The organism is Streptomyces venezuelae (genome assembly GCF_008642315.1).
In the GTDB taxonomy this organism is placed as follows: Bacteria; Actinomycetota; Actinomycetes; order Streptomycetales; family Streptomycetaceae; genus Streptomyces; species Streptomyces venezuelae_D.
On the sequence record NZ_CP029192.1, the window covers coordinates 8,571,987 to 8,596,282 of the forward strand.

The 24,296-nt window shown below is 72.5% G+C and carries 22 protein-coding genes and 1 pseudogene; 10 read left to right on the forward strand and 13 right to left on the reverse strand.

Features of this window, described 5'->3' with window-relative positions; translation table 11 throughout:
- Nucleotides 1-21 precede the first annotated feature (21 nt).
- Together dctA and DEJ48_RS37860 are read left to right on the forward strand one after the other, a co-directional pair.
- Nucleotides 22-1,461 carry a C4-dicarboxylate transporter DctA gene (gene dctA, locus DEJ48_RS37855; protein WP_150220616.1) on the forward strand — a complete coding sequence of 480 codons (1,440 nt, stop codon included), beginning with the start codon at nt 22-24 and terminating at the stop codon, nt 1,459-1,461.
- A gap of 44 nt (nt 1,462-1,505) precedes the next feature.
- Nucleotides 1,506-2,054 (forward strand): tellurite resistance TerB family protein, encoded by a 549-nt coding sequence (locus DEJ48_RS37860; RefSeq protein ID WP_150221634.1) that lies wholly within the window; start codon nt 1,506-1,508, stop codon nt 2,052-2,054.
- A gap of 92 nt (nt 2,055-2,146) precedes the next feature.
- On the opposite strand, the gene DEJ48_RS37865 is transcribed toward DEJ48_RS37860, so the two are convergent.
- The 3 genes from DEJ48_RS37865 to DEJ48_RS37875 all read right to left on the reverse strand — a co-directional run bounded on the left by DEJ48_RS37865 (nt 2,147) and on the right by DEJ48_RS37875 (nt 4,250).
- Complete coding sequence (locus DEJ48_RS37865) at nt 2,147-2,749, reverse strand: TetR family transcriptional regulator (RefSeq protein WP_150221635.1); 603 nt, start codon at nt 2,747-2,749, stop codon at nt 2,147-2,149.
- Nucleotides 2,750-2,893: 144 nt separating this feature from the next.
- Nucleotides 2,894-3,673 carry a DUF1206 domain-containing protein gene (locus DEJ48_RS37870; protein ID WP_223832353.1) on the reverse strand — a complete coding sequence of 260 codons (780 nt, stop codon included), beginning with the start codon at nt 3,671-3,673 and terminating at the stop codon, nt 2,894-2,896.
- A 187-nt stretch (nt 3,674-3,860) separates the two neighbouring features.
- Nucleotides 3,861-4,250 carry an STAS domain-containing protein gene (locus tag DEJ48_RS37875; protein WP_150220618.1) on the reverse strand — a complete coding sequence of 130 codons (390 nt, stop codon included), beginning with the start codon at nt 4,248-4,250 and terminating at the stop codon, nt 3,861-3,863.
- Nucleotides 4,251-4,628: 378 nt separating this feature from the next.
- Here DEJ48_RS37875 and DEJ48_RS37880 point away from each other — a divergent pair, with 378 nt between their 5' ends.
- Nucleotides 4,629-5,408, forward strand: a complete 780-nt coding sequence (locus DEJ48_RS37880; protein WP_150220619.1) for a hypothetical protein — start codon at nt 4,629-4,631, stop codon at nt 5,406-5,408.
- 3 nt (nt 5,409-5,411) lie between these two features.
- On the opposite strand, the gene DEJ48_RS37885 is transcribed toward DEJ48_RS37880, so the two are convergent.
- The 3 genes from DEJ48_RS37885 to DEJ48_RS37895 form a co-directional block, all read right to left on the reverse strand.
- Nucleotides 5,412-6,287 carry an AraC family transcriptional regulator gene (locus tag DEJ48_RS37885; protein ID WP_150220620.1) on the reverse strand — a complete coding sequence of 292 codons (876 nt, stop codon included), beginning with the start codon at nt 6,285-6,287 and terminating at the stop codon, nt 5,412-5,414.
- A gap of 46 nt (nt 6,288-6,333) precedes the next feature.
- Entirely contained in the window at nt 6,334-8,181 is a 1,848-nt protein-coding gene (locus tag DEJ48_RS37890) for an ankyrin repeat domain-containing protein (protein ID WP_150220621.1), read from the reverse strand.
- Between the two features lie 61 nt (nt 8,182-8,242).
- Nucleotides 8,243-9,697: a PLP-dependent aminotransferase family protein gene (locus tag DEJ48_RS37895; RefSeq protein WP_190537847.1), complete on the reverse strand. Its 1,455-nt coding sequence runs from the start codon at nt 9,695-9,697 to the stop codon at nt 8,243-8,245.
- Between the two features lie 119 nt (nt 9,698-9,816).
- Here DEJ48_RS37895 and DEJ48_RS37900 point away from each other — a divergent pair, with 119 nt between their 5' ends.
- Both DEJ48_RS37900 and DEJ48_RS37905 read left to right on the forward strand, forming a co-directional pair.
- The gene (locus tag DEJ48_RS37900; RefSeq protein ID WP_150220623.1) at nt 9,817-11,070 is read left to right on the forward strand and encodes a Tm-1-like ATP-binding domain-containing protein; all 1,254 of its coding nucleotides are present in this window, start codon (nt 9,817-9,819) and stop codon (nt 11,068-11,070) included.
- Between the two features lie 25 nt (nt 11,071-11,095).
- Entirely contained in the window at nt 11,096-11,917 is an 822-nt protein-coding gene (locus tag DEJ48_RS37905; protein WP_150220624.1) for a phosphoenolpyruvate hydrolase family protein, read from the forward strand.
- Nucleotides 11,918-11,938: 21 nt separating this feature from the next.
- Here DEJ48_RS37905 and DEJ48_RS37910 read toward each other — a convergent pair whose 3' ends face one another.
- The 7 genes and pseudogenes from DEJ48_RS37910 to DEJ48_RS37940 all read right to left on the reverse strand — a co-directional run bounded on the left by DEJ48_RS37910 (nt 11,939) and on the right by DEJ48_RS37940 (nt 19,623).
- Nucleotides 11,939-12,523 carry a M23 family metallopeptidase gene (locus DEJ48_RS37910; protein WP_223832355.1) on the reverse strand — a complete coding sequence of 195 codons (585 nt, stop codon included), beginning with the start codon at nt 12,521-12,523 and terminating at the stop codon, nt 11,939-11,941.
- Nucleotides 12,524-12,845: 322 nt separating this feature from the next.
- Nucleotides 12,846-13,913, reverse strand: a complete 1,068-nt coding sequence (gene menC / locus DEJ48_RS37915) for an o-succinylbenzoate synthase (RefSeq protein ID WP_150221636.1) — start codon at nt 13,911-13,913, stop codon at nt 12,846-12,848.
- A 41-nt stretch (nt 13,914-13,954) separates the two neighbouring features.
- Nucleotides 13,955-14,758 carry a GNAT family N-acetyltransferase gene (locus DEJ48_RS37920; RefSeq protein ID WP_150220626.1) on the reverse strand — a complete coding sequence of 268 codons (804 nt, stop codon included), beginning with the start codon at nt 14,756-14,758 and terminating at the stop codon, nt 13,955-13,957.
- Nucleotides 14,755-15,837: a M20 family metallopeptidase gene (locus tag DEJ48_RS37925; protein ID WP_150221637.1), complete on the reverse strand. Its 1,083-nt coding sequence runs from the start codon at nt 15,835-15,837 to the stop codon at nt 14,755-14,757. The genes DEJ48_RS37920 and DEJ48_RS37925 overlap by 4 nt, the downstream gene beginning before the upstream one ends.
- A gap of 204 nt (nt 15,838-16,041) precedes the next feature.
- Nucleotides 16,042-17,075 (reverse strand): annotated as a pseudogene (locus tag DEJ48_RS37930) (dipeptidase).
- Nucleotides 17,076-17,139: 64 nt separating this feature from the next.
- Nucleotides 17,140-17,436 (reverse strand): hypothetical protein, encoded by a 297-nt coding sequence (locus tag DEJ48_RS37935; RefSeq protein ID WP_150220627.1) that lies wholly within the window; start codon nt 17,434-17,436, stop codon nt 17,140-17,142.
- Nucleotides 17,437-17,919: 483 nt separating this feature from the next.
- The gene (locus DEJ48_RS37940; protein ID WP_411757516.1) at nt 17,920-19,623 is read right to left on the reverse strand and encodes a PucR family transcriptional regulator; all 1,704 of its coding nucleotides are present in this window, start codon (nt 19,621-19,623) and stop codon (nt 17,920-17,922) included.
- Nucleotides 19,624-20,313: 690 nt separating this feature from the next.
- On the opposite strand from DEJ48_RS37940, the gene DEJ48_RS37945 reads away from it, so the two are divergent.
- The 5 genes from DEJ48_RS37945 to DEJ48_RS37965 all read left to right on the forward strand — a co-directional run bounded on the left by DEJ48_RS37945 (nt 20,314) and on the right by DEJ48_RS37965 (nt 24,295).
- Nucleotides 20,314-21,471, forward strand: a complete 1,158-nt coding sequence (locus tag DEJ48_RS37945; RefSeq protein ID WP_150220628.1) for a hypothetical protein — start codon at nt 20,314-20,316, stop codon at nt 21,469-21,471.
- A gap of 136 nt (nt 21,472-21,607) precedes the next feature.
- Nucleotides 21,608-22,288 carry a response regulator gene (locus DEJ48_RS37950; RefSeq protein ID WP_150220629.1) on the forward strand — a complete coding sequence of 227 codons (681 nt, stop codon included), beginning with the start codon at nt 21,608-21,610 and terminating at the stop codon, nt 22,286-22,288.
- A gap of 4 nt (nt 22,289-22,292) precedes the next feature.
- Nucleotides 22,293-22,820, forward strand: a complete 528-nt coding sequence (locus DEJ48_RS37955; RefSeq protein ID WP_150220630.1) for a GrpB family protein — start codon at nt 22,293-22,295, stop codon at nt 22,818-22,820.
- 108 nt (nt 22,821-22,928) lie between these two features.
- Entirely contained in the window at nt 22,929-23,684 is a 756-nt protein-coding gene (locus tag DEJ48_RS37960; RefSeq protein WP_150220631.1) for a hypothetical protein, read from the forward strand.
- Between the two features lie 107 nt (nt 23,685-23,791).
- A complete protein-coding gene (locus DEJ48_RS37965) occupies nt 23,792-24,295 on the forward strand; it encodes a polyketide cyclase (RefSeq protein WP_223832356.1) in 504 nt (167 codons plus the stop codon).
- Nucleotide 24,296: the final 1 nt, after the last annotated feature.

Below are 24,296 nucleotides of genomic sequence, written 5' to 3' on the forward strand. Positions count from 1 at the left end.
TCCCCGGCGAGGAGTAACGCCATGGCAGCAACCGCGTCCACCACCTCCGGCACCCCACCGACCGCACCACCGTCCGAACCCTCGACCCCCTGGTACCGGCAGCTGTACTTCTGGGTCCTGACCGCGATCGTCGCCGGCATCCTGACCGGCTGGCTCATGCCCTCCGTGGGCGTCGCCCTGGAACCCGTCGGCACCACGTTCGTCTCCGCGATCAAGATGCTGATCACCCCGATCGTCTTCCTGACGATCGTCGCGGGCATCGGCGGTGTCGACAGTCTGCGCCGGGTCGGCAGGGTGGGGCTGAAATCCCTGCTCTACTTCCAGGCCGGAACCCTCGCAGCCCTCGCCGTCGGACTCATCGCGGTCAATCTCTTCCAGCCCGGCGCCGGGGTCCACGCCCACCCCGGCGACCTGCGGCTCTCCGGCGACGCCGCGCAGTACGTCAAGGACGGCGAGGACCAGAGCTGGTGGCACTTCCTCACCGACATCGTGCCGTCCAGCGCGGTCGGGGCGTTCGCCGAGGGGAACATCCTCCAAGTCATCTTCTTCGCCGTCCTGTTCGGTGTGGCGCTGAAGGCCGTGGGACCCGCGGGCGCACCCCTGGTCGACGGCGTCAACCGGCTGAGCGCGGTCGTGTTCAAGATCCTGCACTACGTGATGCTCGCCGCTCCCGTCGGAGCGTTCGGCGCCATGGCCTACACCATCGGCAAGTACGGCATCTCCACGCTCACCAGCCTCGGCCGGCTCATCGGCCTGTTCTACGGCACGTCGCTGTTCTTCGTCGTGGTCGTCCTGGGCGGCGTGCTCGCCCTGCTGCGGATCAACATCTTCCGGCTCCTGCACCACCTGCGGGAGGAGTTCCTCATCGTCCTCGGCACGTCGTCGTCGGAGAGCGTGCTGCCGCGGGTGATGCACAAGCTGCAAGGGCTCGGCGTGCGCAGGGACATCGTCGGCCTGACCGTGCCGACCGGGTACTCCTTCAACCTCGACGGCAGCTCCATCTACCTCTCCCTGGCCGCCGTCTACATCGCACAGGCCACCGACACCCCGCTCACCCTCGGCCAGCAACTCGGTCTGCTCGCCGTCATGATCCTGACGTCCAAGGGGTCCGGGGGCGTCACGGGCGCCGGGTTCATCGCCCTGGCCGCCACGCTCTCCACCGTCGGCACCGTGCCCGCCGCGGGCATCATGCTGATCTTCGGCATCGACAAGTTCATGTCCGAGTGCCGGGCCCTGACGAACCTCGCGGGCAACAGCGTCGCCACGCTCGTCGTCGCACGGTGGGAGGGCGTCCTCGACACGGCACGCGTCAACAGGGTGCTGCGGAGCGGAGTTCCCGAGCCCTCCACGGAGCCATCGACCGAGTCCCTGGAGGAGCCCTCCAAGGAGTCCTTGAAGGAGCCCTCGAACGAGTCGGGCATGCGCGGAACTTCGACGGCGGGGAAGGCGTTGGCGGAGTGACGCGCACAAGCGCGTGGACGAGCGAAGCAGTCGAGGTGGCACGGATGGCGATGTGGGACCGGATCAAGGACCAGGCCAAGGGTCTGCAGCAGTCGCAGGGGTCGCGCGGCTCCGGCGGCCACGGACGACCGGGTTCTGGCTCCGGCGGGGGATCGAAGGCGCAGCTCGTGGGCGTGCTCAAGACCCAGCTGGCCTCCTTGAAGACCGAGCTCAAGAGCGGTGCCTACCGCGACGCGAGCATGGCCATGTGCGCCCTGGTCGCGGCGGCCGACGGCTCGGTCGACCCGGCCGAGCGCCAGCACGTGGAGTCGCTGATCGTGCAGAACGACGTCCTGCAGAACTTCCCGCCTGACCAGCTGCGGCAGCGGTTCAACAAGCACGTGGACCAGCTGTCGCTCAACTTCCAGCAGGGCAAGACCGAGGCGATGCAGGAGATCGCCAAAGCGGCAAAGAAGCCGATGGAGGCCAAGGCGGTCGTGCAGACCGGCTTCGTCGTCGCCGGCGCGGACGGGTACATCGCACCGGCGGAGGAGCAGGTCCTCCGCGAGGCGTGCGCGGCGCTGAACGTGTCGCCGCAGGAGTTCGGGCTCTGAGCCTGGTTCGGGTCTGACCGGGCGGTGCCGGTAACCGGCGGGGCCGGTGTTCGGCAGTGCCGGTAACCGGTGGGGCCGGTGACCGGTAGAGGTTACGCCGCCACGGTGTCGAGGGCCGGGCCGATCACGTCGAAGGCCCGGTCGAGGAGTTCGGCCGGGTCCTCGGCGCCGTCGCTGTCGCTCCACCGACGCAGCACGGCGTCGAACGCGGTGAGGGCCATCCCCGCGGCCATGCGCGGGTACAGCTCGGCCTCGTGGTCGAGCCCCGTGCGGCGGCCCATCTCCTCCGTCAGGTCGTCACGCCACTGCGCCTGCCGCTCCAGGAAGCGGGCCAGCAGGGCGGGTGTCCGCAGGATCAACTGCACCACGATCAGCGCACGCTGGGCCTGGTCGGAGCGTGCGGAACAGGCGGCGAGGGGGACCTTGACGGCGTTCCGCAGCGCCTCCGCGGGTGATTCGCCGGCGGGGCGGTCGGCCAACTCCGCGCGCATGCCGGTGCCCATGTCGGCCAGGAACTGGACGACCACGTCCTCCTTGGACGCGAAGTACCGGAAGAAGGTGCGCCGGGACACCCCGGCGGTGGCCACGATCTCGTCGATGGTGACCGCGTCGTACCCCTTCAGCGCGAGCAACTGCAGCGCGGACTCGGTCAGTTCGTCCGAGACGAGGCGTCGTTTGCGCTCGGCCAGGCTCATGCGGGGCTGGGAGGTCACCCGCTCATCGTACAGGCCGGGTACTCGGATGCCTTCGGTGTCACTCGGGGGCAGGGCGGCATTCTGTGCCGCTCGTGGCGGGGAATGCCGCCCTGCCGGGCGTCGGCCGGTCCGACCGGCCGGGTGTCAGAACTTGCGCCAGCGTGCGCTCGCGAACGAGAAGAGTCCGAAGGCGACGAGACCGACGGCGATCAGCGCGAGCAGCCAGGGCCCCGCGCCGGTGTCGGCGAAGGAGCGCAGTGTGTTGTCCATGCCCTTGGCCTGGCCCGGCTTGTGGCGCAGCGCCGCGGTGATGGCGAAGCCGCCCGCGACGCCGAACACGATGCCGCGTGCCGTCCCGCCGGTGACGCCGAGGACGTCGGTCGCCTGCCGCATCCGGCGCGGCATCTCGGAGACGCGCAGCTTGTCGCGGAACTTGCGGAGCAGCGCGCGGCCCGCGATCCAGACCCCCGCCACGAGCACGCCGGCGCCCGCGGCGGCGACGAGCCACTGACCGGCGGGCCAGTCGAGCACCTTCGCCGTCGCGTCCTGGGTCTGCTTGTCGCTCGATCCGCTGCCACTGCCCTGGTCGCCCGCGGCGTAGGCGATGACGGAGTACGTCACGAAGCTGTAGAAGAGGCAACGCGCGGCGGCCATGGCCCGCTTGCCCGCGGTGTTTCCGTCCGGCCCCGCCTGTCCGAAGAAGACCTCGGAGAGCCGCCACAGCGCCATGCCCGCCAGGGCGCCGCCGAGCAGCCACAGCATGACGTGCCCGAACGGGCGCTCCGCGATCTCGGCCAGGGCGCCACCCCGGTCCGCCTGGCGGCCGTCGCCGCCGTCGGAGAACGCGATGCGCAGGGCCAGTGCGCCGACCAGGAGATACAGGACACCACGTCCGACGAAACCGGCGCGTGCCACCGCGGCCACGCCTCGTCCCTTGGCTGCGCGCCTTGCTTTGCCCTTGCCGCGCACGGTGGCCGACGTGAGACGCACGGAAGGGAGGCGCTTGGATCGGAGATGCATGGCTACCGGATGCCCCCGGTGCCCTGCCTCATGCCGACCTCTGTGAGCCCCGGACGTGGGGCTCGGTCGCAGGTACGGATCCGGGCCCGCGTCAGCGGAACCCGCTCCGGGAGCCGGTGCGCGTACACGGCACCGGCGCGCCGGCCGGAATTGTGAACGCCTTGTCGAGTGAGGTGATGCGCAGCAGTCGTCGGTTGCGCGCGCTGCCCGGTACGAGCCATAAGGTGCCCCGGTCGGGGGAGACCCGCTTCCGGATCCGCACGAGCAGCCGGAGGCCGCCGGCATCCATGAACGTCACTTCCCGCAGGTCCGCGACGACCCGAGGGCCGGCCCGGTCCATGAGGGCCATGACACGGGGGGCGAGCTCCTGGTCGGCCCAGGCGTCCAGTTCGCCCCAAAACGCAAGGACATCAGTGCCGTTCACCACGCGGTGCTGCAGGCCGAAGGTGAAGTCGGCGGTGCCCGTTTCCCAGTCCAGCAGTGTCTTTTCCCTTCACGGAGAGTAATCAAAATGTTGGTGGCGTGGCGTACGAAGACCGGCGCCGGACGCCACCGAGGTCCTGGGCGGCACCGAGGTCATGTGTCAATAGTTCCCGCTCAGAGCCGTTCGTACCCTCGTGTGGTGATGTGATTGACTGGAAAGCGGAGTTGATGGGGTGTCAAGTCGACGATTACGCAGAGTAATCGTAACACTGTGTGTGCTTCCGGCGTTCCGCTCCGGCGCTCGGCCGTGCTCCACGGCGAAGGGGCAAGAGTCCAAGGCCGCGCCGCGATTGTCCATGGCGGGAGCGCGGGCGGCGGGGACGACACTGTGGGCGCCCCGCACTGTTCTCCGCCCCCCACCCAGGAGGAACAGCACATGTCTGCTCTCAGCATTCGGCGCCGCGGCGGCGCGGTCGCGGCAGCCGCCGGACTGGCCATGATGCTCCCCGGTCAGGCCGCCGCGGCGGTCGGCGGCGGGAACGTGTCGATCAGCTGGTCCATCCCCGGCACCCCCACCGAGGGCCTGCGCGACATCACCTTCCCCATGACGGTCAACCCGGCCACCGCCCACAAGGACGGCATCTACTTCGCCCAGCAGTTCGGCTTCACCAACGCCGCGGACGTGGGATACACGGGCCTGCAGCCCCGCGCGAACAGCGGCGGCAGCGAACGGCTCTCCGCCCGCTTCTCCAACTTCGTCGCGGGCTCGACGACCACGGGCCCCCTGTGCCACCAGGGAGCGGACGGAGGCCCCGGCGTGACCTGCGCGGTCGACTTCGACGCCGTCTACGGCCACCGCTACGACATCAGGGTCGAGCGGGAAGGGACCGACACCTGGACCGGCACCGCACGGGACACGGTGACCGGCAAGGAGACCCACCTCGGCACGTACACGCTTCCGGCGGGCAGCGGAAACCTCCGCGGCTCCCAGGGCGGCTTCGTCGAGTACTACGCGGGCATCCCCAGCTGTGCCGAGATGCCCAGGTCCGACGTCGTCCTCGGTGGCCCCACGTCCACCGACGCGGGCGGCCTGAGCGGCACGGCGCGGGCCAACTACGAGTACAGCGACTGCGTGGGCGAGTCCGGCTACCACGCGGAGAACGCGGGCGCGGGCACGCATGTCACCCGCGGCTTCGTCACCGCCGCCGCGGACTGAGCCCTACGAGGGCCGGCCCGGGTCCCGCTCGACCGGCAGCCACAGTTCGGCGTCCGTCTCGGCAACGGACGACGCCCCGCGCGTGCGCAGGATCTCGGGCCCCGGGCGGCTGCGGTACGGGTTCGACGGGAACCACTCCATGAACACGTCGCGCCACAGGTTCTGGATGGCCTCCGGGGCGGGGCCCGACGTCGTGAACACCGCCCACGTCCCCGCGGGCACGGGCAGCACGGCCGTGCCCGCGGGCGCGGCCGAGGTCGTGATCACCCCCTGGTAGTAGTCGAGTTCGGTGCCCTCGGCGCGGCTCGGGTCCAGGCCGTCGCAGACGGCGAGGATGCCGTGCGGCTCCTGGTCCGACAGCTTCTCCAGCCGCTCCAGGTCTTCCGGCGCGATCCCGCGCACGAAGTCGATGATCGACCGGTTCGGTCCCGAATGCACCAGCGGCACCCGGGCCTTGGGCCCGACGACGGTGAAGCCCGGCTTGTCCACCACGCGGTACCGCAGGTCGCTGCTGCCCTCGACGGTGAGACGGAAGGTCACCCGGGACTGGGAGCTGAGCTCGGCGCCGGAACGCCGGGCCTCACCGGGCCCGACGCCGTGCATGGAGCGGAACGCCCGCGCGAACGCCTCGCCCGACCCGTAGCCGTGGCGGACCGCGATCTCCAGGAGCGTGTCACGGTCCGCCAGCACCTCCGCGCCCGCGAGGGTGAGCCGTCGGCGCCGGACGTACTCCGAGAGCGGCATGCCCGCGAGCGCGGAGAACATCCGGCGCAGGTGGTACTCGGAAGTGGCCGCGATCCGGGCCGCCTCGGCCACGTCGACGGTCCCGCCGAGGTGGCGCTCGATGTACTCCATGGCCTCATTGAGCCGCTCCAGCACCCTCGGCTCCTTCCTGTTCCGTGATCACCACCCTAGAGGCCCGAGGTCAGCGCACGAGCTCCACGGGCAGCTCCACCCGGCGCCGGGGCGCGGTGCCGTCGAGGGCCGCGCACCCGTCGGAGACGCGGAGACCGGCCGCCGCACAGGCGTAGGCAAGCTCGCGGGCGTCGTACGGCACGCCAGGACCGGTCTGCCAGAAACGGAAGCGCCAGTACGCGGACGGGTCCGTGGCCTCGGGGGAGAGGCCGACCTCCTCGTGCTCCACGCACCGGCCGTCCCGCGCCAGCGTGCCGTGGGTGCCGCCCTTCGGGTTGAAGTACAGCCCGAAGGCGGTGGTGCCGGCGGATATCGCGCCCAGCAGGGTCTCGTCGCTCGGCAGGTAACCGTCCTGGGTGATCACGCAGCCGCCGGGGTCGCCCGGAACCTCGGTCACCGAGACGAAGCGGAGGGCCCTGTCGCAACCGTCCTCGTCCTCCCAGTCGTCCGCGTCCGTCCCGTCGTCCTCGGCGAATCCGTCGTCCTCCTCGAACGAGGCGTCCTTCGGGAGGATTTCGGGGCAGAGCGCCGGGTCGGCGCCGAGACGGCGGACGACCTCGGCCCCGCCCAGACCGCGCACGAAGGCGACGCCGAGCCCCTCCGTCCACCTGTTCGCGTCGGTGAAGGCCGCGACGAGCGCGTCGGCGGCGCGGAAGGCCGCCAGCTCCTCGTCCGGCAGTGCCACCGCGCCCGGCAGCTCCGCGACGACCGGAGCGAGCGGTGTCGTCAGGAGCAGCCGTCCCGGCGACCAGGGCCCGGTTTGCGGGGTCCAGACGTCCGCGCCCGCACCGATCAACGTACGCACACACTCCTCGTCGCCGGCGCAGGTGGCGTGCCACAGCGCCGTGTGCCCTTCGCGGTCGGGCGCGTCGATGTCCGTGACATGCGGGAGCAGCAGCCTCAGGGACTCCGCGCCGCCCCGCTCGGCGGCCAGGTGCAGCGGGGTGCGGCCGGACCAGACGTCGGCGTCGGCGGACGCGCCTCCGTCGAGCCGAGCCCGGATCAGCGCCGCGTCGCACCACCCCTCGTACCCGATGCCTTCCCAGTCGGCCCGCGGCACGTACCGCTGCCGTGCCTCCTCCCGGTCGCGCAGGACGCCGAGTTCGTGCGCGGACATCGGGCGGGCGAGGAAGCCGGGCGGGCCGCCCCACCGGCCGAAGACGAGGAACCGGTCCCCGGTGGCGCGGGGCGTCGGCAGGCCGGGCCACACCTCGACGGCACGGGTGGACGCGGCACGCAGGGCATCGGCGTCGACCGGCGTACTCGTCTCCGGGACGTCCTCGTCCGGCCACTCCACCACCAGCCGCGCCTCGCCGGGCGGGGGCAGTTCCGGCAGGTACAGGTCGACGTCGGTCCTGAAGAGTGAGTCCCGCATTCCGCCGGAGTCCAGCGGGATCAGCCCCGTCGGCTTCCCCGACTGCACGGCGGCCAGGCGCGCCGCCGGACCGAGCACCCGCGTGGAGTTCGCCCCGTCCGTGTCGAGGGAGGTGACGCGCCGCCCGTCGCCCAGCAGGAGCCCGACGCGCAGCCCCGACTGGTCGGGCCGGCCCTCGTGCTGCCGGTGGACCGTCCGGTGCACGGCGAGGTGCAGCGTGACGGATCCGGGCCACACGGACCAGCCGGTCAGCAGGACCTTGACGGTCGGACCGGCCCCTGCCACCGCGGGCTGCGGCACCGAGGCCGGGGCGAACCAGTCGAGCGGTGGCCGCTCCCGGGCCGCGTCCTCGCCCGGAGGACCCAGCCGGATTGCCTCACCGCGCCCTTCGGCGGGTGCCCCGGACGGACCCTCCGACGGCTCGTCGGACACATCGTCGAGCCGTTCCCCGGCCGGGTACACCAAGTCGTCAAAAAATCCCATGCCGTCATGCTGTCAGCAGGGTCTGACAACGGGCCCGCGCCACATCCCCGGTGACGGAGGCTCAGCCTCCGGCGGGCACCCGGCTTCGCTCCGCGCAGTCGAGCAGCGTAGGCAGCGCCCGTTCGAGCAGGTCGACGCCGTGTGCGTACGGCAGCCGCAGCCGGTCACGGAACCCGTCGACCGCCGAGAACGCCGACCCCGGCACGACGGCCACACCCCGCCGCCGCGCGAGCTGCGCCAGCGCCTCCGTGTCGGTGCCCGGCACCCGGACCCACAGGGCGGGGCCGCCCGCGGGCCGGTCCCACTCCCAGTGCGGGGCACGCGAGCGCAACAGCTTCTCCGCGCCCGCCAGTTGCTCACGGAGTACCTCGCGGCGAGCGGTCCGCGCCTGCGGCAGACTCGCGAGCAGCCGCGACGCCACCAGCTGGTCCACGACCGAACACGACAGGTCCACCGACGTCTTGATCTTCGCGAGACGCGCCACGATGTGCGGCGACGACCGCACCCAGCCCACCCGGAGCCCGCCCCAGAACAGCTTCGACAGCGTCCCCACCGTGATCGTGGACGTCACCGGGAGGCGGGCCGAAAGCGGCACGGGCGCACCGTTGTCGGCGAGCCCGAGCTCCGCGCACGCGGTGTCCTCGACGGTGAACAGTTCGCGCTCGCCCAGCGCCGACGCCCACTCCCGCAGCGCCGCCCCGTCCAGGCTGCGGCCGGTCGGATTGTGCACGGACGGCTGGAGGTAGACGAGCCGCGGCCGCACCTTCGCGCCCAGACGCCGTAGCGCCGCCGCGTCCGATCCCGCGCCGCCCGCCCCCGGCCGGTCCCCGCCGACCGGCACGAGCCGCGCGCCGCGCGAGCGCAGCGCCTCCAGGGCGCCCCGGTAGGTCGGGTTCTCCACCACGACGGTGTCGCCCGGCTCGACCAGCGACTGCGCGACCAGCCACACGGCCTGCTGCGATCCCGCCGTGATCAGGATCTGCTCCGGCTCGGTGGGCAGCCCGGCCCCGCGGTAGTACGCCGCGATGCCCTCGCGCAACTCCGGCAGCCCGTGCGTCAGATAGCCGTCCGCGCGCAGCAGCGGCGCGAGCTCGGCACCCGACAGCGCGCCGACCGTGTCGGCCACCGCGCCGAGGCCGTCCAGCGCGCCGCTCGACAGGTCGGCGCCGCTCATGCGCGCGTCGAAACTGGCGAGCCGCCCCTCGCCCCCGTGCCGCTCCTCGTCCGGGGACTGCTCGAGCGCGCCCGAGCCGCGCAGCCGGGAACCGCTGCCGCGGCGGCTCTCCAGCCACCCCTCCGCCTCCAGGAGGCTGTACGCGGCGGTCACCGTGGAGCGGCTCACCCCCAGTACGCCCGCGAGTTCGCGTTGCGAGGGCAGGGTCGAGCCGGGAGCCACGTCCGCCCGCTCCGCGAGCTCGCGCAGAGCGTCCGCGAGCCTGCGCGGAAGTGGAGCCGCGCCCTCCGATGACCAGCCGGTGAGCAGCCGCGACAATCGGGCCGTCGGGATCTTCGCCATGCCCTTCATCTTCGCCTACTCCCGGGCCGCGCAGGCCAATCGGGTCCCACTGGCCGTTGCCCGGGGCGCATACCGGTCGCAGGATCACAGCACCGAGCACCTGAAGGAGTGTGGAGTACATGGCGACCGTGGTCCTCGTCGGCACGCTGGACACCAAGGGCGAGGAGTACGCGTGGCTGCGCGAACGGCTCCGGGAGTACGGCAGCGACGTCCTGCTGGTCGACGTCGGCGTCCTGCCGCCGCCCGCCCACGCGCCCGTGCCCGACGTTCCCGCCGACGTGGTGGCACAGGCCGCCGGACACGACCTCGGATCGCTGCGCGCCGCCGGGGACCGCGGCGCGGCGGTCGCCGCCATGGCCGACGGACTGACCCGTGTCGTGCTCGACCTGCACCACCAGGGCAAGCTGCACGCGGTGCTCGCGGCCGGAGGCAGCGGCGGCTCGGCCATCGCCTCGCAGGCCATGCGCGCCCTGCCCATCGGCGTGCCGAAGGTCCTGGTCAGCACCATGGCGGGCGGCGACGTCGCACCGTACGTCGACAGCAGCGACCTCACGATGATGTACAGCGTCGTCGACGTCTCCGGCATCAACTCCGTGTCGAGCCACATACTCGGCAACGCCGCGGCGGCCGCGGCCGGCATGGCCCGCCGCCAGGAGCGCAGTCACGAGGAGCTCGCGGGCCCGCGCCGCAAGGTCGTCGCCGCCACGATGTTCGGCGTGACCACGCCCGCCGTCGACACGGCCCGCGCCCGCCTCGCCGAACTCGGCTACGAGGTCCTGGTCTTCCACGCCACCGGAGCGGGCGGCCGCGCCGTGGAGAAGCTCGCCGCCGACGGCCTGCTGGACGGCGTCCTCGACCTGACCACCACGGAACTCGCCGACGAACTCGTCGGGGGAGTGCTCAGCGCGGGCCCCGACCGGCTCACCGCGGCGGGCGCCGCCGCCATCCCCCAGGTCGTCGCGCCCGGCGCCCTCGACATGGTCAACTTCGGCCCCGCCGCGAGCATCCCCGAGCGCTTCGCGGGCCGGCGGTTCCTCGTCCACAACCCGACGGTCACCCTGATGCGCACCACCGCACGCGAGATGGCGGCCCTCGGCGCCATGCTCGGCCACAAGCTCGCCGCGGCCCGCGGGCCCGCCGAACTCTTCTGGCCCCTGCGCGGACTCTCGGCCGTCGACATGCCGGACGCGCCCTTCGCCGACCCGGTGGCCGACAGGACGGGCCTCGACGCCCTGCGCGCCACCGTCTGCGGCAGCGGCGTCCGCCTCCACGAAGTCGACGCCCACATCAACGACGGGACGTTCGCGGTGGCCATGGCCGACCGCCTGCACCAACTGATCGGCGAACGCGCCGCCTCACAGGCCGCCCGCTGACCCCACCGCTTCGAGGAGCAACCCCATGAACCGCAAGGAAGCACTCGCCCGCCTGCACGCCCAGGTCGCCGCGGGCCGACCCGTCGTCGGAGCGGGCGCGGGCACCGGACTCTCCGCCAAGTGCGCGGAGGAGGGCGGCGTCGACCTGCTCATCATCTACAACTCCGGCCGCTACCGGATGGCGGGCCGCGGCTCCCTGGCCGGACTCCTGCCGTACGGCGACGCCAACGAGATCGTCGTCGACATGGCCCGCGAGGTCCTGCCCGTCGTCCGCGACACCCCGGTCCTCGCGGGCGTCTGCGGCACGGACCCGTTCCGCCGCATGGACCTCTTCCTCGACCAGCTCAAGGCCATGGGCTTCACCGGCGTGCAGAACTTCCCCACCGTCGGCCTGTACGACGGCACGTTCCGCGTCAACCTAGAAGAGACCGGCATGGGGTACGGCCTGGAGGTCGACATGGTCCGCGCCGCCCACGAACGCGACCTGCTCACCGCGCCCTACGTCTTCGACCCGGAGCAGGCGGCCGAGATGGCGCGAGCGGGCGCCGACGTCCTCGTCCCGCACGTCGGCCTCACCACCAAGGGATCCATCGGCGCGGGCACCGCCATGACCCTCGACCAGGCGGCGGCCGCCGTGCAGGACATGCACGACGCCGCCAAGAGGGTGAACCCCGACGCCCTCGTGCTCTGCCACGGCGGTCCCATCGCCGAGCCCGAGGACGCGCGGTACGTCCTGGAGCACACCACCGGCATCGTCGGCTTCTTCGGCGCCTCGTCCATCGAACGGCTGCCCACGGAACGGGCGATCGTCGAGCAGACGCGGGCGTTCAAGTCCCTCGGCTCCTGAAGACCTCCGGTGCCGGCCGTGTTACCAGAGGCGGGCGCCCCGCCGCGCCAGATAGCGGTAGGGGCTGACGTCCGAGCCGTAGTGGCGCCGGGCCCGTATCTCCAGGTGGAGATGGGGACCGGTGGCACGCCCCGTGCTGCCGCTGCTCCCGAGCCGCGTCCCGGCGCGGACGCGGGCACCCTTGCGCACCCGGATGCGGGAGAGGTGCCCGTACACCGCGTAGTGCCCGTCCGGCATCCGTACGGTGACAGCCTTGCCGTACGCCCCGGACCAGCGCGCCAGCACCACGACCCCGCCGCCCACCGCGTACACGGCGGTGCCGCTCGGGACCGCGAGGTCGATGCCGGTGTGGTGGCCCGCGAGCCAGTTGCCGCGCGCCCCGTACCGGGTGGTGATCCGGTATCTGCGCCGCAGCGGAAGGGCGAACCGGCGGGGACCGGCCGCGAAACCGCGCTCCTCGTCCTCCGGGAACTCCGCGTCGCCGTCGACGAGCGCCGACTCGAACTCGGCGTCGTAGTCGGCGTCGCAGGAGTCGAGCTCCTCGTCGGCCCGCGGCGCGGCCGCCCCCGCCGTGAGGGCGCCGCCCGCCAGCAGCACCGCTGCCATGCCCAGTACGTCACGTCGCGTGGTGCCCGCTTCACGCGGGCTTTCTATGTGGTGGCCCATCTCACTCAGCAGACCGTCAGGGGCGTGGGTACGCACCTCGGCTGCGCCATCCGGAGGACACGGGGCCCGCCACGCACGCACTGACACGGGACGTCTTGAGACATCGAGGGGAAAGGGACAGCGATGCATCGCGCATTGGATTCAGGGTGGAACTCGTCGAGGTACGGAGTCCTCCGGCCTCTCTGAAAGGACCGGGTCTCCGGCGAACCACGGCGCGGCGCGGCCGAGGTGGACAGCGGCCGCGCCGCGCCGGGCCGAGGCCCTAGAGGGCGATCCACTCCGTGGCCGTCGTCACCTGAGCGAGGAGGTCCGGCAGCGGCTCGGTTCCGAGGCCGGGACCGGTGGGAACTTCGAGGTGGCCGTCCGCGAGCACGAACGGCTCGGTGATGTCGGTCGCGAAGTAGCGGTGCGAGCCCGAGGTGTCGCCCGGGAGCGTGAACCCGGGCAGCGCCGCGAGCGCGACGTTGGCGGCACGGCCGATGCCGGTCTCCAGCATCCCGCCGCACCACACGGGAACGCCGTGGGCGCGCGCGATGTCGTGGATGCGCCGGGCCTCCAGATAGCCGCCCACCCGGGCCGGCTTGACGTTGATGATCGAGCAGGCACCGAGCGAGATGGCGGCCGCCGCGTGGGCGGCCGACTCGATGGACTCGTCCAGACAGATCGGGGTGCGCAGGAGCTTCGCGAGCTGCGCGTGCTGCACCATGTCGTCGTTGGCGAGGGGCTGCTCCATCAGCAGCAGCCCGAAGTCGTCCAGCTTGGCCAGGTGCTGGGCGTCGACGAGGGTGTACGCGGCGTTCGCGTCGACCTGCAGCAGCAGGTCGTCCCCGAAACGTTCGCGCACCGCGCGCACCGGCTCGATGTCCCAGCCCGGCTCGATCTTCAGCTTGATCCGGACGTACCCCTCGGCGACGTACTTCTCGACGGCGTCGAGGAGTTGGGGGATCGAGTCCATGATGCCCACCGAGACACCGCAGGGGACGCGGTCGCGCGCTGCGCCCAGGTACGACCCGAACGACTCGCCGGTGGCCCGCAGCTGGGCGTCGAGGACCGCGCTCTCCAGGGCGGACTTGGCCATGTGGTGCCCGGTGAAGGGCTCCAGGGCGCGGCCCACGGCGGTCGCGTCCACGCCGTCCTTGGGCAGGGCGGGGATGAGGAACTTGCGCAGGACGTCCTGCGCCCCGTCGACGTACTCGCTGGAGTAGCGCGGCTCGGACATCGCCGCGCATTCGGCCCAGCCCTCCCCGTCGGCGGTGACGACCCGCACCAGCAGCACGTCACGGGCGGTCTCGACGCCGAACGAGGTGCGGAACGGCGCGACGAGTGGCATCGCGATGCGGCGCAGTTCGACGCCGGTGATCTTCGACTTGGTCACTGGTTGCTCCCGGTGGGCAGGTGTGCGGAGGTGGCGGGGGCGCGGTGGACGACGTAGCTGCGCCGGTCGTGGAGGCCGAGGACGCGGGCGCCGTCGGCGAGCAGCGTGCCGAGGGTCTCCCGCACGGCGAGCCGCCAGGCGCGGGCCGCGGCGGCGTCGGTGCGGCGCAGCGCCTCGATGTCGTCCGGCAGGTCGATCAGGACGAACTCGGCGTCGGTGGGCCCGAGCCGCGGGAGGCCGTCCAGGTCGCGCACGGCGTGTGCGGCGCCGGCGGGCAGGGGGATGCCGTCGTGCTCGGCCGCGAGGCGCGGCGCCGACAGGTCCCAGGCGGTCAGGACGCGGTCCGACTCGTCGCCGCCGTTGATGGCGTCGTCCATGGCACCGTAGAAGGACTGCAGGTACTCCTCGGGCCGCGCCCCCAGCTTGGTGAGGTTGAAGTGGGCGTTGCGGCGGATGAGGGGGTCGTACGTCCACGTGATGCGCTTCAGGCCGCGGTCCAGGGCCCATTGGCGCTGGTGCAGCTTGAGGGCGAGGCCTGTGCCCCGGCCCATGACGGCGCCCGTGATGTGGGAGTGCAGGGTGGTGCCCGCGGGCTCCGCGAAGAACGCCACGGAGGCGCCCGTCATGCGTCCGTTCTCGTACGCTCCGCCGACGTAGTTGCCCGCGTGGCTCAGCGCGCGCATGACCTCGGCGGAGATCGGACCCGTGCTCGGCTCGGTGCCCCAGATGTCGGCGTACAGACGGCAGACGGTCTCGAACTCCTCCATGGTGTGGAGTTCGCGGATGTCGAGGTGGTTCACAGCAGTGCTCCGACGAGGTGGGCGAGGAGTTGGGTGCGGGCCGGCATCTCGGCGGTCACGACGTGCTCGTGGTCGGCGTGCGCGCCGTCGCCGACGGCACCGAGGCCGTCGAGCGTCGGACAGCCGACGCCTGCCGTGTAGTTGCCGTCGGACGCGCCGCCGACGGCCGCCTGCCGGAGCGGGCCGAGCCCGATGCGGTCCGCGATGTCGGCGGCCAGCGCGTACAGGTTCTGGGAGGCTTCGGCGTCCAGGGGCGGGCGGTTGGGGCCGCCGCCGACCTCCAGGCGGGCCTCGGGGTGGTGCGGGGCGAGGTTCTTGAGCAGGTCGTCGACCGCTGTCTGGGCGGCCGGGGTGGGGACGCGCGCGTCGATGCTGAGACGGGCGTGGGCCGGAACCGTGTTGGTGGTCGTACCGGCCGACATCACCGTCGGCGTGATCGTGGTGCCCGGCCCGGTGCGGGCGTTCACCGTGTCGGTGATGCCGCCCAGGGCGAGGAGGTGGTGGGCGAGCTCCGTCGCGGCGTTGACGCCCTTCTCGGGGTCCAGGCCGGAGTGGGCGGCCCGGCCGTGGACCGTGATGTCGTAGTGGGAGACGCCCTTGCGGGCGGTCTTCAAAGCGCCGCCGGTCGCCGACGCCTCCAGGACGAGGGCGGCCCGGCAGGCGCGCGCCGCGTCCTCGATGAGCGCGCGCGAAGTGTCCGAGCCGACCTCCTCGTCACCGGTGACGAGGACGGAGACGCCGTCGAGGGAGGGCAGCAGGGACAGGGCGTGGAACATCTGCACGAGCCCCGCCTTCATGTCGAAGACGCCGGGCCCGCGCGCGACACCCTCCCGCACCGAGAACGGATGGGTCTTGAGGGTGCCGAGGGGCCAGACCGTGTCGTGGTGGCCGAGGAGCAGGACGCGCGGGGTCCCGAAGGTCCACCGCAGGTGGGTGACCCCACCGATCTCCAGCGTCCGCGGCCGGGCGCCGAGCAGCCTGCTGCCCTGATCGGCGACGACCCGCGCGCTACGGGCCACGGCCGCGTGATCGGCGGAGTACGACTCGCAGGTCACGAGCTCTCCGAGGTCGTCGAGCAGCACGCTGAGCGGCGGCGCCGGGTGGGAAGGGTGTTCGGCCTGCACGGGGGAGTCCTCCAGGTGGTGGGATGACCACGGATGTCCACCACGCTAGGCAGGAAGCCGCGGGCCGGGTTCGTACGCGGGTCACACATGTCGCCCGCGCTTTCGTACGCCGAACCGAATCGGCCCGGACCCCCGCACCACGCCTCCCGTCCGCCTCCGTCAGCCCATGCGTGCGCCCATGTGCGAGCTCATCAGCCGCTCCAGATTGCCGCCCACGACCTTGCGGACGTCGTCCTCGGCGAGCCCCCGGTCGAGCAGCGCACCCGTGACGAGCGGCATGCCGGCAGGGCCTTCGCGCCCGGGGAAGTCGAAGAGCGGGTCCTCGTCGTCCAGGGATTCGCAGCACGGCGGGGTGAGGTCGGTCACGACCTCCTGGATGAAGTCGGAGCCGAGCCCCACGTGGTCGATCCCCGCGACGGCGGCGATGTGCTCGACGTGGTCGACGACACGGTCGACGCCGACCTTGTCCTGGCCGTCGGTGAGGAAGTCCGGGATGAAGTTCACGCAGATCACACCGCCCGTGGCCGCGATGCCGCGCAGGTGCTCGTCGGGCAGGTTGCGGTGGTGGTCGCGCAGGGCACGGGCGCACGAGTGGGTGGCGACGAGCGGCCGGGTGGTGATCTCCAGTACGTGGGAGACACCGCTCGCACCGAGATGGGAGACGTCGAAGAGCATGCCGAGCCGCTCCATCTCCTGGAGCGCCCGGACGCCGGGTGCCGTCAGCCTGCTGCCTGTGGCGTCCTCGCGGCTGCCGTCGGCGAGCGGCGTGCGTCCCCAGTGGGCGATCGAGGCGATCCGCACGCCGAGCCGGAACAGGGTGGAGAACAGCTCCACCTGGGCATCGACCCCGGGCGCGCTCTCCAGAGCGAGGACAAGGGCGATCCTGCCCCCGGCCAGGGCGGCGGCGATCTCCTCCCCGTCGCGGCACAGGGCGACGTGGTCGGCGTTGCCCTCGGCGAGGACGTGGGCGCACTCGATCATGCGCAGGGTCTGCCGCAGCGCGCCTTCGGGCCGGTACTGGTCGTCGATGAAGACGGGGAGCACCTGGATGTCGATGCCGCCGTCGCGCAGCTGGGGCAGCCAGCGCTCCGGAAGAAGCTCGCCCAACGCTCCGGCGGCCGGGCGCTCACCGCCATCAGGAGGTCGTTGTGCGCGTCGGCGACAACGGTGCGGGAGTGGAGGTCTCGGGGCATGGTGCGGGTCCCTTCGGAGGGCCGGGTCGGAGGGTCGGTCGGACGGACGCGGCGGGTGAGGCCGTCAAGCGTGCGCCAGTGACGGCACGGCGTCGAGAAGCGTGCGGGTGCAGGGATGCCCGGGCGCGGTGAGCACCTCCTGGACGGGCCCGGCCTCCAGGAGCCGGCCGTGGCGCATGACGGCGATGTCGTCGCAGACGTAGCGCACCACGGCGAGGTTGTGGGAGATGAACAGCGCTCCGGCACCTCTGTCACAGACGACGTCGCGCAGGACGCGCAGCACCTCGCGCTGGACGGTGACGTCGAGAGCGGTCGTCGGTTCGTCGGCGATGATCAGCCGCGGCGTGCCCATGAGTCCCATGGCGATGACGGCACGCTGCCGCCTGCCCCGGACAACTCGTGGGGGTACTGGCCGTGACGACGGCGGTGAACATGGCGAACAGCAGCGCGGGAAATGTCACGAGGAGGTCGACGGCGGCGACGACCAGGCGGCCCGCGCGACGCGGCAGCAGGGAGGGCAGCGCCCCGAGCAACACCCCTCCGCAGGTGCCGATCAGGGTGGCGAGGAACGCGAGGCCGAGGGTGAAGCGCGTGGCGACCAGGGTGCGGGCCAGCGGGTCGCGCCCCAGGGCGTCGGTGCCCGACCAGTGGGCGCCGTCGGCTCCTTGGTTGATGCGGTCGGGGTGCACGGCCGCGGCCCGGTCGCCGATCAGAGGGCCTGGTCGGCATCGAGACGCTCTCCGCCAAGGAACTCCTCTATGACTGGGTGCGCACCATCGAGCGGGCGAACACCTTCCACGACACGCACGCCGACCTGGCGGTGCCGCCGGGGGTCCGGCTCTGATCAGCCGTCCGTGCGGCGCGCCGACCCGGACGGCCCGCCCTCTTCGGACGCGCTGCCCTTGTCGTACGCACCCATCAGCCGCAACTGCAGCATCGCCGCGAACCGCGCGGACGGATCGCGCAGGTCGATCTGCCCCACCTCGGCGACGCGCCGGATCCGGTAGCGGAAGGTGTTGGGGTGGACGAAGACGCTCGCCGACGCGCCGATCACATCGCCGAACGCGTCCAGCCACGCCCGCAGCGTCTCGACCAGATGGGCGTTGTGCCGCCGGTCGTACGCCGCCAACCGGGCCAGCGGCCCCGACAGTTCGTCGCGGTTGGCGACCGCGAGGTCCCGCATCTCGAGCAGCAGCGCGTCGGTGTGGACGTCGGCGATGGCGGCGACGCGCCGCGTGCCGTCGCCGGGGCGGCCGGCCAGCACGCGCAGCGCGCGGTCCGCGTTCGTACGGGACCGGGCCAGCGCGGCCGGCTCCGGTGCCACCGAGCCGATGCCGATGACCGCGTCGCCGCGGTCCCCGGTGCGCTGCAGGAAGTTCGCCGCCACCTGCACGGCCCGCTCCCGCGCGGCCGCCGAGTCGCCGGAGACGGGGAACAGCGCGTAGGCGACGTCGCCGAGCAGCGCCACGGCCGAACGCGGCTGGACCGCCGTCAGATGCACGGCGAGCGCCGTGGCGAGCCGCTGCCGCTCGGCGGCGAGCTGAGCGTGGTCGCCGCTCGTCGGGGGCGTGGGTTCGAGTCCCATGGCCAGGACGAGGAGCGGTTCGTCGGCGAGACCCAGCCGGCCGAGCGCGGCGACCGCCCCCGAGCCGCCCTCCAGCGCGGTCGTCACGAGATCGGCGCGCAGCCGGTTCTCGGCGTCGGCGCCCGCCCGGAAGCGCAGCATGTGCAGGGCGACCAGTTCGGCCGCCTCCATGAACGCCTCTTCCCGCTCCTTGGTCAGCGGTTTGCGCAGCGCCGCCCACACCGACCCGAGGACCTCGTCGCCGGCCCGCACCGCGATCGCCACGCGCGGCAGCGCGACCTCGTCGCCGAACGTCGGCGGCGGGATGTGGACGGGCCGGTCGCTGCGGTAGAGCTCCTTGAAGACGCCGTGCTCCTCGTGGAGGCGCAGATACCGCTCGGGCACCCGCCGGGCCAGGATGCTCGCCACCCGAGCCGGGTCCGCCTCGTCCTGACGTCCGGAGAAGGCCAGGATGCGCGAGCGGCGGTCCTCGATGGTGATCGGCGCGTCCAGCAGCGTCGCGATCGCGTTGGCCAGCGCGAACAGGTCCCCGGATGGCACGCCGCCCAGGGTCTGCTCATCGACCCCGCCCACGTCGCCCTCGGACAGCAGGGTCCGCAGCATGGCCGCCAGCTGTGCCCAGGACGCCCCGCGCGTGAGCGCGAGCAGCGCGATCCCGGTCTCCTCCGCCACCGCTTCCAGGGCCGCCGTGTCGACGGGCCCGCGCACGACCAGCGCGGCCGCGCCCGCACCGGTGAGCGCGCGCATCAGCCGCGCGGTCTCCTCCGCCCCGTGCACACCGACGCCCAGCACGACGGCACGCTCCGGATAGTGCTGTTCGTCGTGCGGGTCGTGAATGCCGACGCCGCCGAGCTCCGTCGCGGCGGCGGGGTCGCCGAGGAGCAGATCCAGGAGCGAAGGCCCGAGGTCCTCGAGCACCCGGCTGAGACCGCGGGCGGGGTGCGTCGACATGTGGCTGATCATCTCCGCAGGTTAGGGCCGGTGCGTTCCTGCGCATCCGTACGTGGATACGAGATTACGCGGCCGTTCCCGTACCCCGGAACGAACCCCGGGGGCAAACCCGGGAACGGACGCCTCCCGAGCCGGTCGCCACATCAGGTCGAGCACGCGGTCGGCGAGCGCCTCCGCCGAGTCGACCAACGGCAGCACACGGGCCGCTTCCCCGGCGACCAGCGGGACCTCGGTACAGGCCGCGACCACCACCTGCGCGCCCTGCTCCTTGAGGACACCGGTGGCCGAGGCGATCCAGATGCCCCTGATCGGCGTCCGCAGAGGGTGGGTTCGACCAGTTTGCGGTAGAACGTGGCCGTGGCCAACGGCCCCATCCCGCCCAGGATTCCCAGCATCGGACGTCGCGTACGTCGCACCATCATGGGGCGCGGCCCTTTCCCTCGGCGAGCTCAGTGAGCTCACTGAGCGCCGGTCCCGGCCGATCCTCCGGCGCCGCAGCCCGCGCCGCGTCGTCGCCGACTCCAAAAGCCCAGGCCACAGTTGGGGCCCGCGACCGGAACCACACCACTCACGGCAGCCGCGCCCGGTACGGTCACCCCACCGGTCTCCACCCCGGCCGTCGTACCGCGGGAAACCCCGAGGGGCGCGTCGAGCGTGAGATGCGGATACGGTGCTGACGTGATGATCGAGAGGGAGGGACCCGTGCCTGGAACCGTGCTGCTCGTCGCGGCCGCCCCGGTGGGCAAGGGACGCCTGGTGGACGCCGCTTCCGTGCTTCCCGTCCTCGCGGCGGTGCCCACGGAGACGCTCGCCGGGACGCCGACCGCGAGCATCGTGGAACTGGCGGACCCGCTGGACCCGCAGACCGTGCTGACCCGGCTGAGAGCCGCGGCGATGACGCCGGGACCCCTGACGGTCTACCTCGTCGGGCAGGTCCACCTCGACCGGCGCCAGCGGCAGTTGCACGTCGCGCTCGCCCGCACCACCACGGCGACGGTGCGCTACACCGGCTTCCCGTGGCACTGGTTCACACAGGAACTGCGGCTCCGCCCGGCGGGCAGCACCACAGTGATCGCCGACCTGCACTCCGACACGGAGAGCTGGCAGGCCCTCACCGAACACCCCCTCGACGCGGGCCCCCACGTCGCGCTCCACGCCCGCATCGCGCCACCCGCCCGGCGACGTACGCCCGCCGTCCCCGCGTACATGAAGGCCGTCGCGACCATCCTCCGCAGCGGCCACCGCCCGCCGCCGCTCCAACTCCACCAGCAGGCCGCCGCGCAGGGCCTCGGCGACGACGCCCCGGACCTGCTGCCGTTCCACGACCCCGCGGCGCCCCCGCCCCCGGCGCGTGACCCGTACGACCAGCCGCGGCCCGCCGACGCCCCCATGGACCCGCACGCGGCGATCACCGCCGCCGTCGAGGCGGGCCGGCACGGCGAGGCGGCCTCGCTCGCGGCGTCCTGGGAACAGAGCGCGCTGCGGACGCACGGCCCCGGCTCCAAGGAGGCCATCCACTGGATGGAAGTACGGGCGGACCTGGCTAGGTTCGCCGGTGACCACGCGCGCAGCTGCGAGACGTGGCTCGCGGTGGCGTCCGCCCGCCTCACGTCGGGCCAGGCCCCCGATTCCCCCGAGGTGGAAGCGGCAGCGGACCGCGCCCACCACCTCTGGGACCGCATCAAGGACGCCGAGGCGGTCCGCGCCCTGGGCCCCGCCCTGGTCTCCCTGCGCCGCCAGGTGCCCGGCCGCCAACGCGGCACGCTGCTGCTCGCGCAGAGGCGCCTGGAACAGTTCCACTCCCAACAGATCCCGAGGATTCCGGCACCCGGAGCACAGCCGACGGCGAGCACGACCTGATCGAGTGGGTTCGGGCCGGGGGCCTCACATGTCCCCGTTCTGATTCGTCAATAAAGGGAGACGGCAGCAGCCGCCAGCCGGTGGCGCGAACCGTCGGCCCGCCCATCCCTCTCCGCTCGCCCCGGGAGTAGAAGCCATGAGCATCTCCGTGCTCCTCGTGGACACCGACGCCCTGCTGCGCACCTGCTGCGCCACGCTGCTCGCCGCGCAACCGGACATAGCGGTGGTCGGGGAGGCCGGAGACGGGGCCCGTGCCGTGGAGCTCGCCGAGCGGCTCCGCCCGGACGTCGTCCTGATGAACCCGCAGCTGCCCTTCATGAGCGGCATCGAGGCGACCCGGCGCATCGCGGCCCGCCCGCAGCTGTCCGGCGTACGCGTCCTCGCGATGGCCGCCCCGGCGGCGGACTCGCAGGTGTTCGACGCGCTCGCGGCGCACGCGTGCGGGTTCCTGTTCCAGGACGCCGAGCCCGAGGAGCTGCTGCGCGCGATCCGCGTGGTCTCCCAGGGGCAGGCGCACCTTTCTCCGCGCATCGTGCAGCGGGTCATCGACGAATGCGTCCTGCGCGAGGGGGCCGAGCTGGTCCCCGCTCTTCCCGTGGACAACCTCACGCCGCGCGAGCGGGAGATGCTGGTGCTGATCGGCACGGGCCTCTCCAACCAGGAGATCGCCGAGAAGCAGTTCATCTCCTGCACGACGGCCAAGACCCGTGCCTGCCGCATCATGGGCAAACTGGGCGCGAGGAACCGGGTGGAACTGGTCTCCATCGCCTACCAGTGGGGGCTGGTCCGCCGCAGATCGGTCCCCCTGGGAAGCTGACGGCATGAGCGACTCGATCGTCATCAGCGACCACACCCCGCACTGGGCCGACCAGTTCCGTCAGCTGCACGCCCAACTCGCCCCGCACGTCGAGGACATATCGGTGTCCATCGAACACGTCGGGAGTACGGCCGTGCCGGGGTGCGCCGCCAAGCCCATCATCGACGTGGACATCGTGGTGGCGGACGCCTCGGTCATGCCGACGCTGATCGCGCGCCTGACCGATCGGGGCTACCGCCACGAAGGTGACCTGGGCATCACGGGACGCGAGGCGTTCAGAGCGCCCGAGCACCCCGTTCCGCACCACCTGTACGGGGTCGTCGAGGGCACGAAGCCCCACCTGGACCACGTCCTGTTCCGCGACCACCTCCGCCGCAACCCCGACGAGGTGCGGCGCTACGCCGAGTTGAAGCGAGCGCTGGCGCGACGGTTCACGGGGGACGCCGCGGGGAGGGCGGCCTACACGGATGCGAAGAGCGGTCTGGTGGCGGAGCTGCTGGCGAAGGCGTACGCGACGGCGCCGCGGCCTTAGCCGACCGGTGAGAACCAGCCCCGGGGCGTGGGACGCGTGTGCCTCCTGAGGTCCGCACACACTAGAGTGCCGCGGACCCACGCCCCGAAGACAGGAGCCCCCATCCTCATGAAGCGGACCCGAACCGCCCTGGCCGCGCCCGCTCTCGCCCTGGTGTCGGTCCTGACGCTCAGCGCCTGCGGAGACTCGGACTCGTCGTCCTCGTCCTCCGAGGACGCCTCCGCCTCCACCGGCACGTCGAAGGACTCGGGGAAGTCCCCGGAGAAACCGGCGGACCCGGTGGCGGAGCTGAGCCGTGCCGCGCTCGCCGAGCACGAGGTCAAGGGGTTCACGGTCAAGAAGCCCGACAAGAAGTACGCGTTCGCCGCGTCCCAGGACCAGCTGAAGGTCGACAAGGCCGCCTGCGCCCCGGTCGCCTACGCGACGAACCAACTCCCCCTCGGCACCCCGAAAGCCGACCTGATCCGTGTCGCCACCGGAGCCAAGGGCCCCGGCGACTTCACCTACGTCACGCTCGCCACCTACGGGAGCGGTGAGGCGAAGGCCACCCTGGCCGACCTGTCCGAGGCCGTCCGCTCCTGCGGCACGGGCTTCTCCGCCAAGGCGGGCCGCAACACGGGCTCGTACTCCTCGATCACCGCCGAGACCGCCCCCGAGCCGAGCGGCGCCGACGAGTCCCTGGCCTTCAAGGTCACGACGAAGTACGAGGGCATGACCCACACGATGCGCGCCCAGGCGGCCCGCCACGGCGACACCATCGCGCTCTACTACGCGGTGGACGGCCTCGCCTTCACCCAGGCCCGCCCGGGCAACGCGAAGATCGGCAAGGCGGTGGTGGACGCGCAGAGCGCGAAGCTCGCGTAGACGCGGGAGGCGACGCCAGGTTCGGTCGGACCACCGATGAGTTACGCCTCCGGGCGCGGTCTGCACCACGAGGAAACCTCGAGAACCGAACTAGGAGTGTGCACCCCGTGGGACACGAGAACGTGAGCGCCACCCTGACCGTCGCCACGTCCGTCGAGGGCGTGTTCGCCGTCCTCGCGGACCCCGCGGCCCACGCCGCCATCGACGGCACCGGCTGGGTCCGGAAGCCCGTCGACCCCGAACCCCTGACAGCCGTGGGGCAGATCTTCCGGATGGGGATGTACCACGTCAACCACCCGGACGGCGACTACCAGGTGGCAAACCAGGTCGCGGTGCTCGATCCGCCGCGCACCATCGGCTGGCTGACGGGGGAGGAGAAGGAGGACGGCCGGCCGGCGTTCGGCGGCTGGCTCTGGCGGTACGACCTCGCGCCGCTCGGCCCCTGTGAAACCGAGGTCACGCTCACCTACGACTGGTCCGCCGTGCCGCCGCACATCCGGGAGTACATCCACTTCCCGCCCTTCGGCCCCGAGCACCTCACCAACTCGCTGCACCACCTGGCCGAACTCGCCGCGCCCGACTCCGCGGCCTCTCCGCCCTCCCCGTCCTGAG

Coding starts and splice junctions, on each gene's coding strand:
- DEJ48_RS37900 (WP_150220623.1), top strand. CDS start 9,817: ATGGCGACCGTGGTCCTCGTCGGCACGCTGGACACCAAGGGCGAGGAG.
- DEJ48_RS37890 (WP_150220621.1), bottom strand. CDS start 8,181: ATGGGATTTTTTGACGACTTGGTGTACCCGGCCGGGGAACGGCTCGAC.
- DEJ48_RS37940 (WP_411757516.1), bottom strand. CDS start 19,623: ATGATCAGCCACATGTCGACGCACCCCGCCCGCGGTCTCAGCCGGGTG.
- DEJ48_RS37865 (WP_150221635.1), bottom strand. CDS start 2,749: ATGAGCCTGGCCGAGCGCAAACGACGCCTCGTCTCGGACGAACTGACC.
- DEJ48_RS37955 (WP_150220630.1), top strand. CDS start 22,293: ATGAGCGACTCGATCGTCATCAGCGACCACACCCCGCACTGGGCCGAC.
- DEJ48_RS37910 (WP_223832355.1), bottom strand. CDS start 12,523: ATGGCAGCGGTGCTGCTGGCGGGCGGCGCCCTCACGGCGGGGGCGGCC.
- DEJ48_RS37935 (WP_150220627.1), bottom strand. CDS start 17,436: ATGGGACTCATGGGCACGCCGCGGCTGATCATCGCCGACGAACCGACG.
- DEJ48_RS37895 (WP_190537847.1), bottom strand. CDS start 9,697: ATGGCGAAGATCCCGACGGCCCGATTGTCGCGGCTGCTCACCGGCTGG.
- DEJ48_RS37880 (WP_150220619.1), top strand. CDS start 4,629: ATGTCTGCTCTCAGCATTCGGCGCCGCGGCGGCGCGGTCGCGGCAGCC.
- dctA (WP_150220616.1), top strand. CDS start 22: ATGGCAGCAACCGCGTCCACCACCTCCGGCACCCCACCGACCGCACCA.
- DEJ48_RS37950 (WP_150220629.1), top strand. CDS start 21,608: ATGAGCATCTCCGTGCTCCTCGTGGACACCGACGCCCTGCTGCGCACC.
- DEJ48_RS37905 (WP_150220624.1), top strand. CDS start 11,096: ATGAACCGCAAGGAAGCACTCGCCCGCCTGCACGCCCAGGTCGCCGCG.
- menC (WP_150221636.1), bottom strand. CDS start 13,913: ATGCCACTCGTCGCGCCGTTCCGCACCTCGTTCGGCGTCGAGACCGCC.
- DEJ48_RS37860 (WP_150221634.1), top strand. CDS start 1,506: ATGGCGATGTGGGACCGGATCAAGGACCAGGCCAAGGGTCTGCAGCAG.
- DEJ48_RS37960 (WP_150220631.1), top strand. CDS start 22,929: ATGAAGCGGACCCGAACCGCCCTGGCCGCGCCCGCTCTCGCCCTGGTG.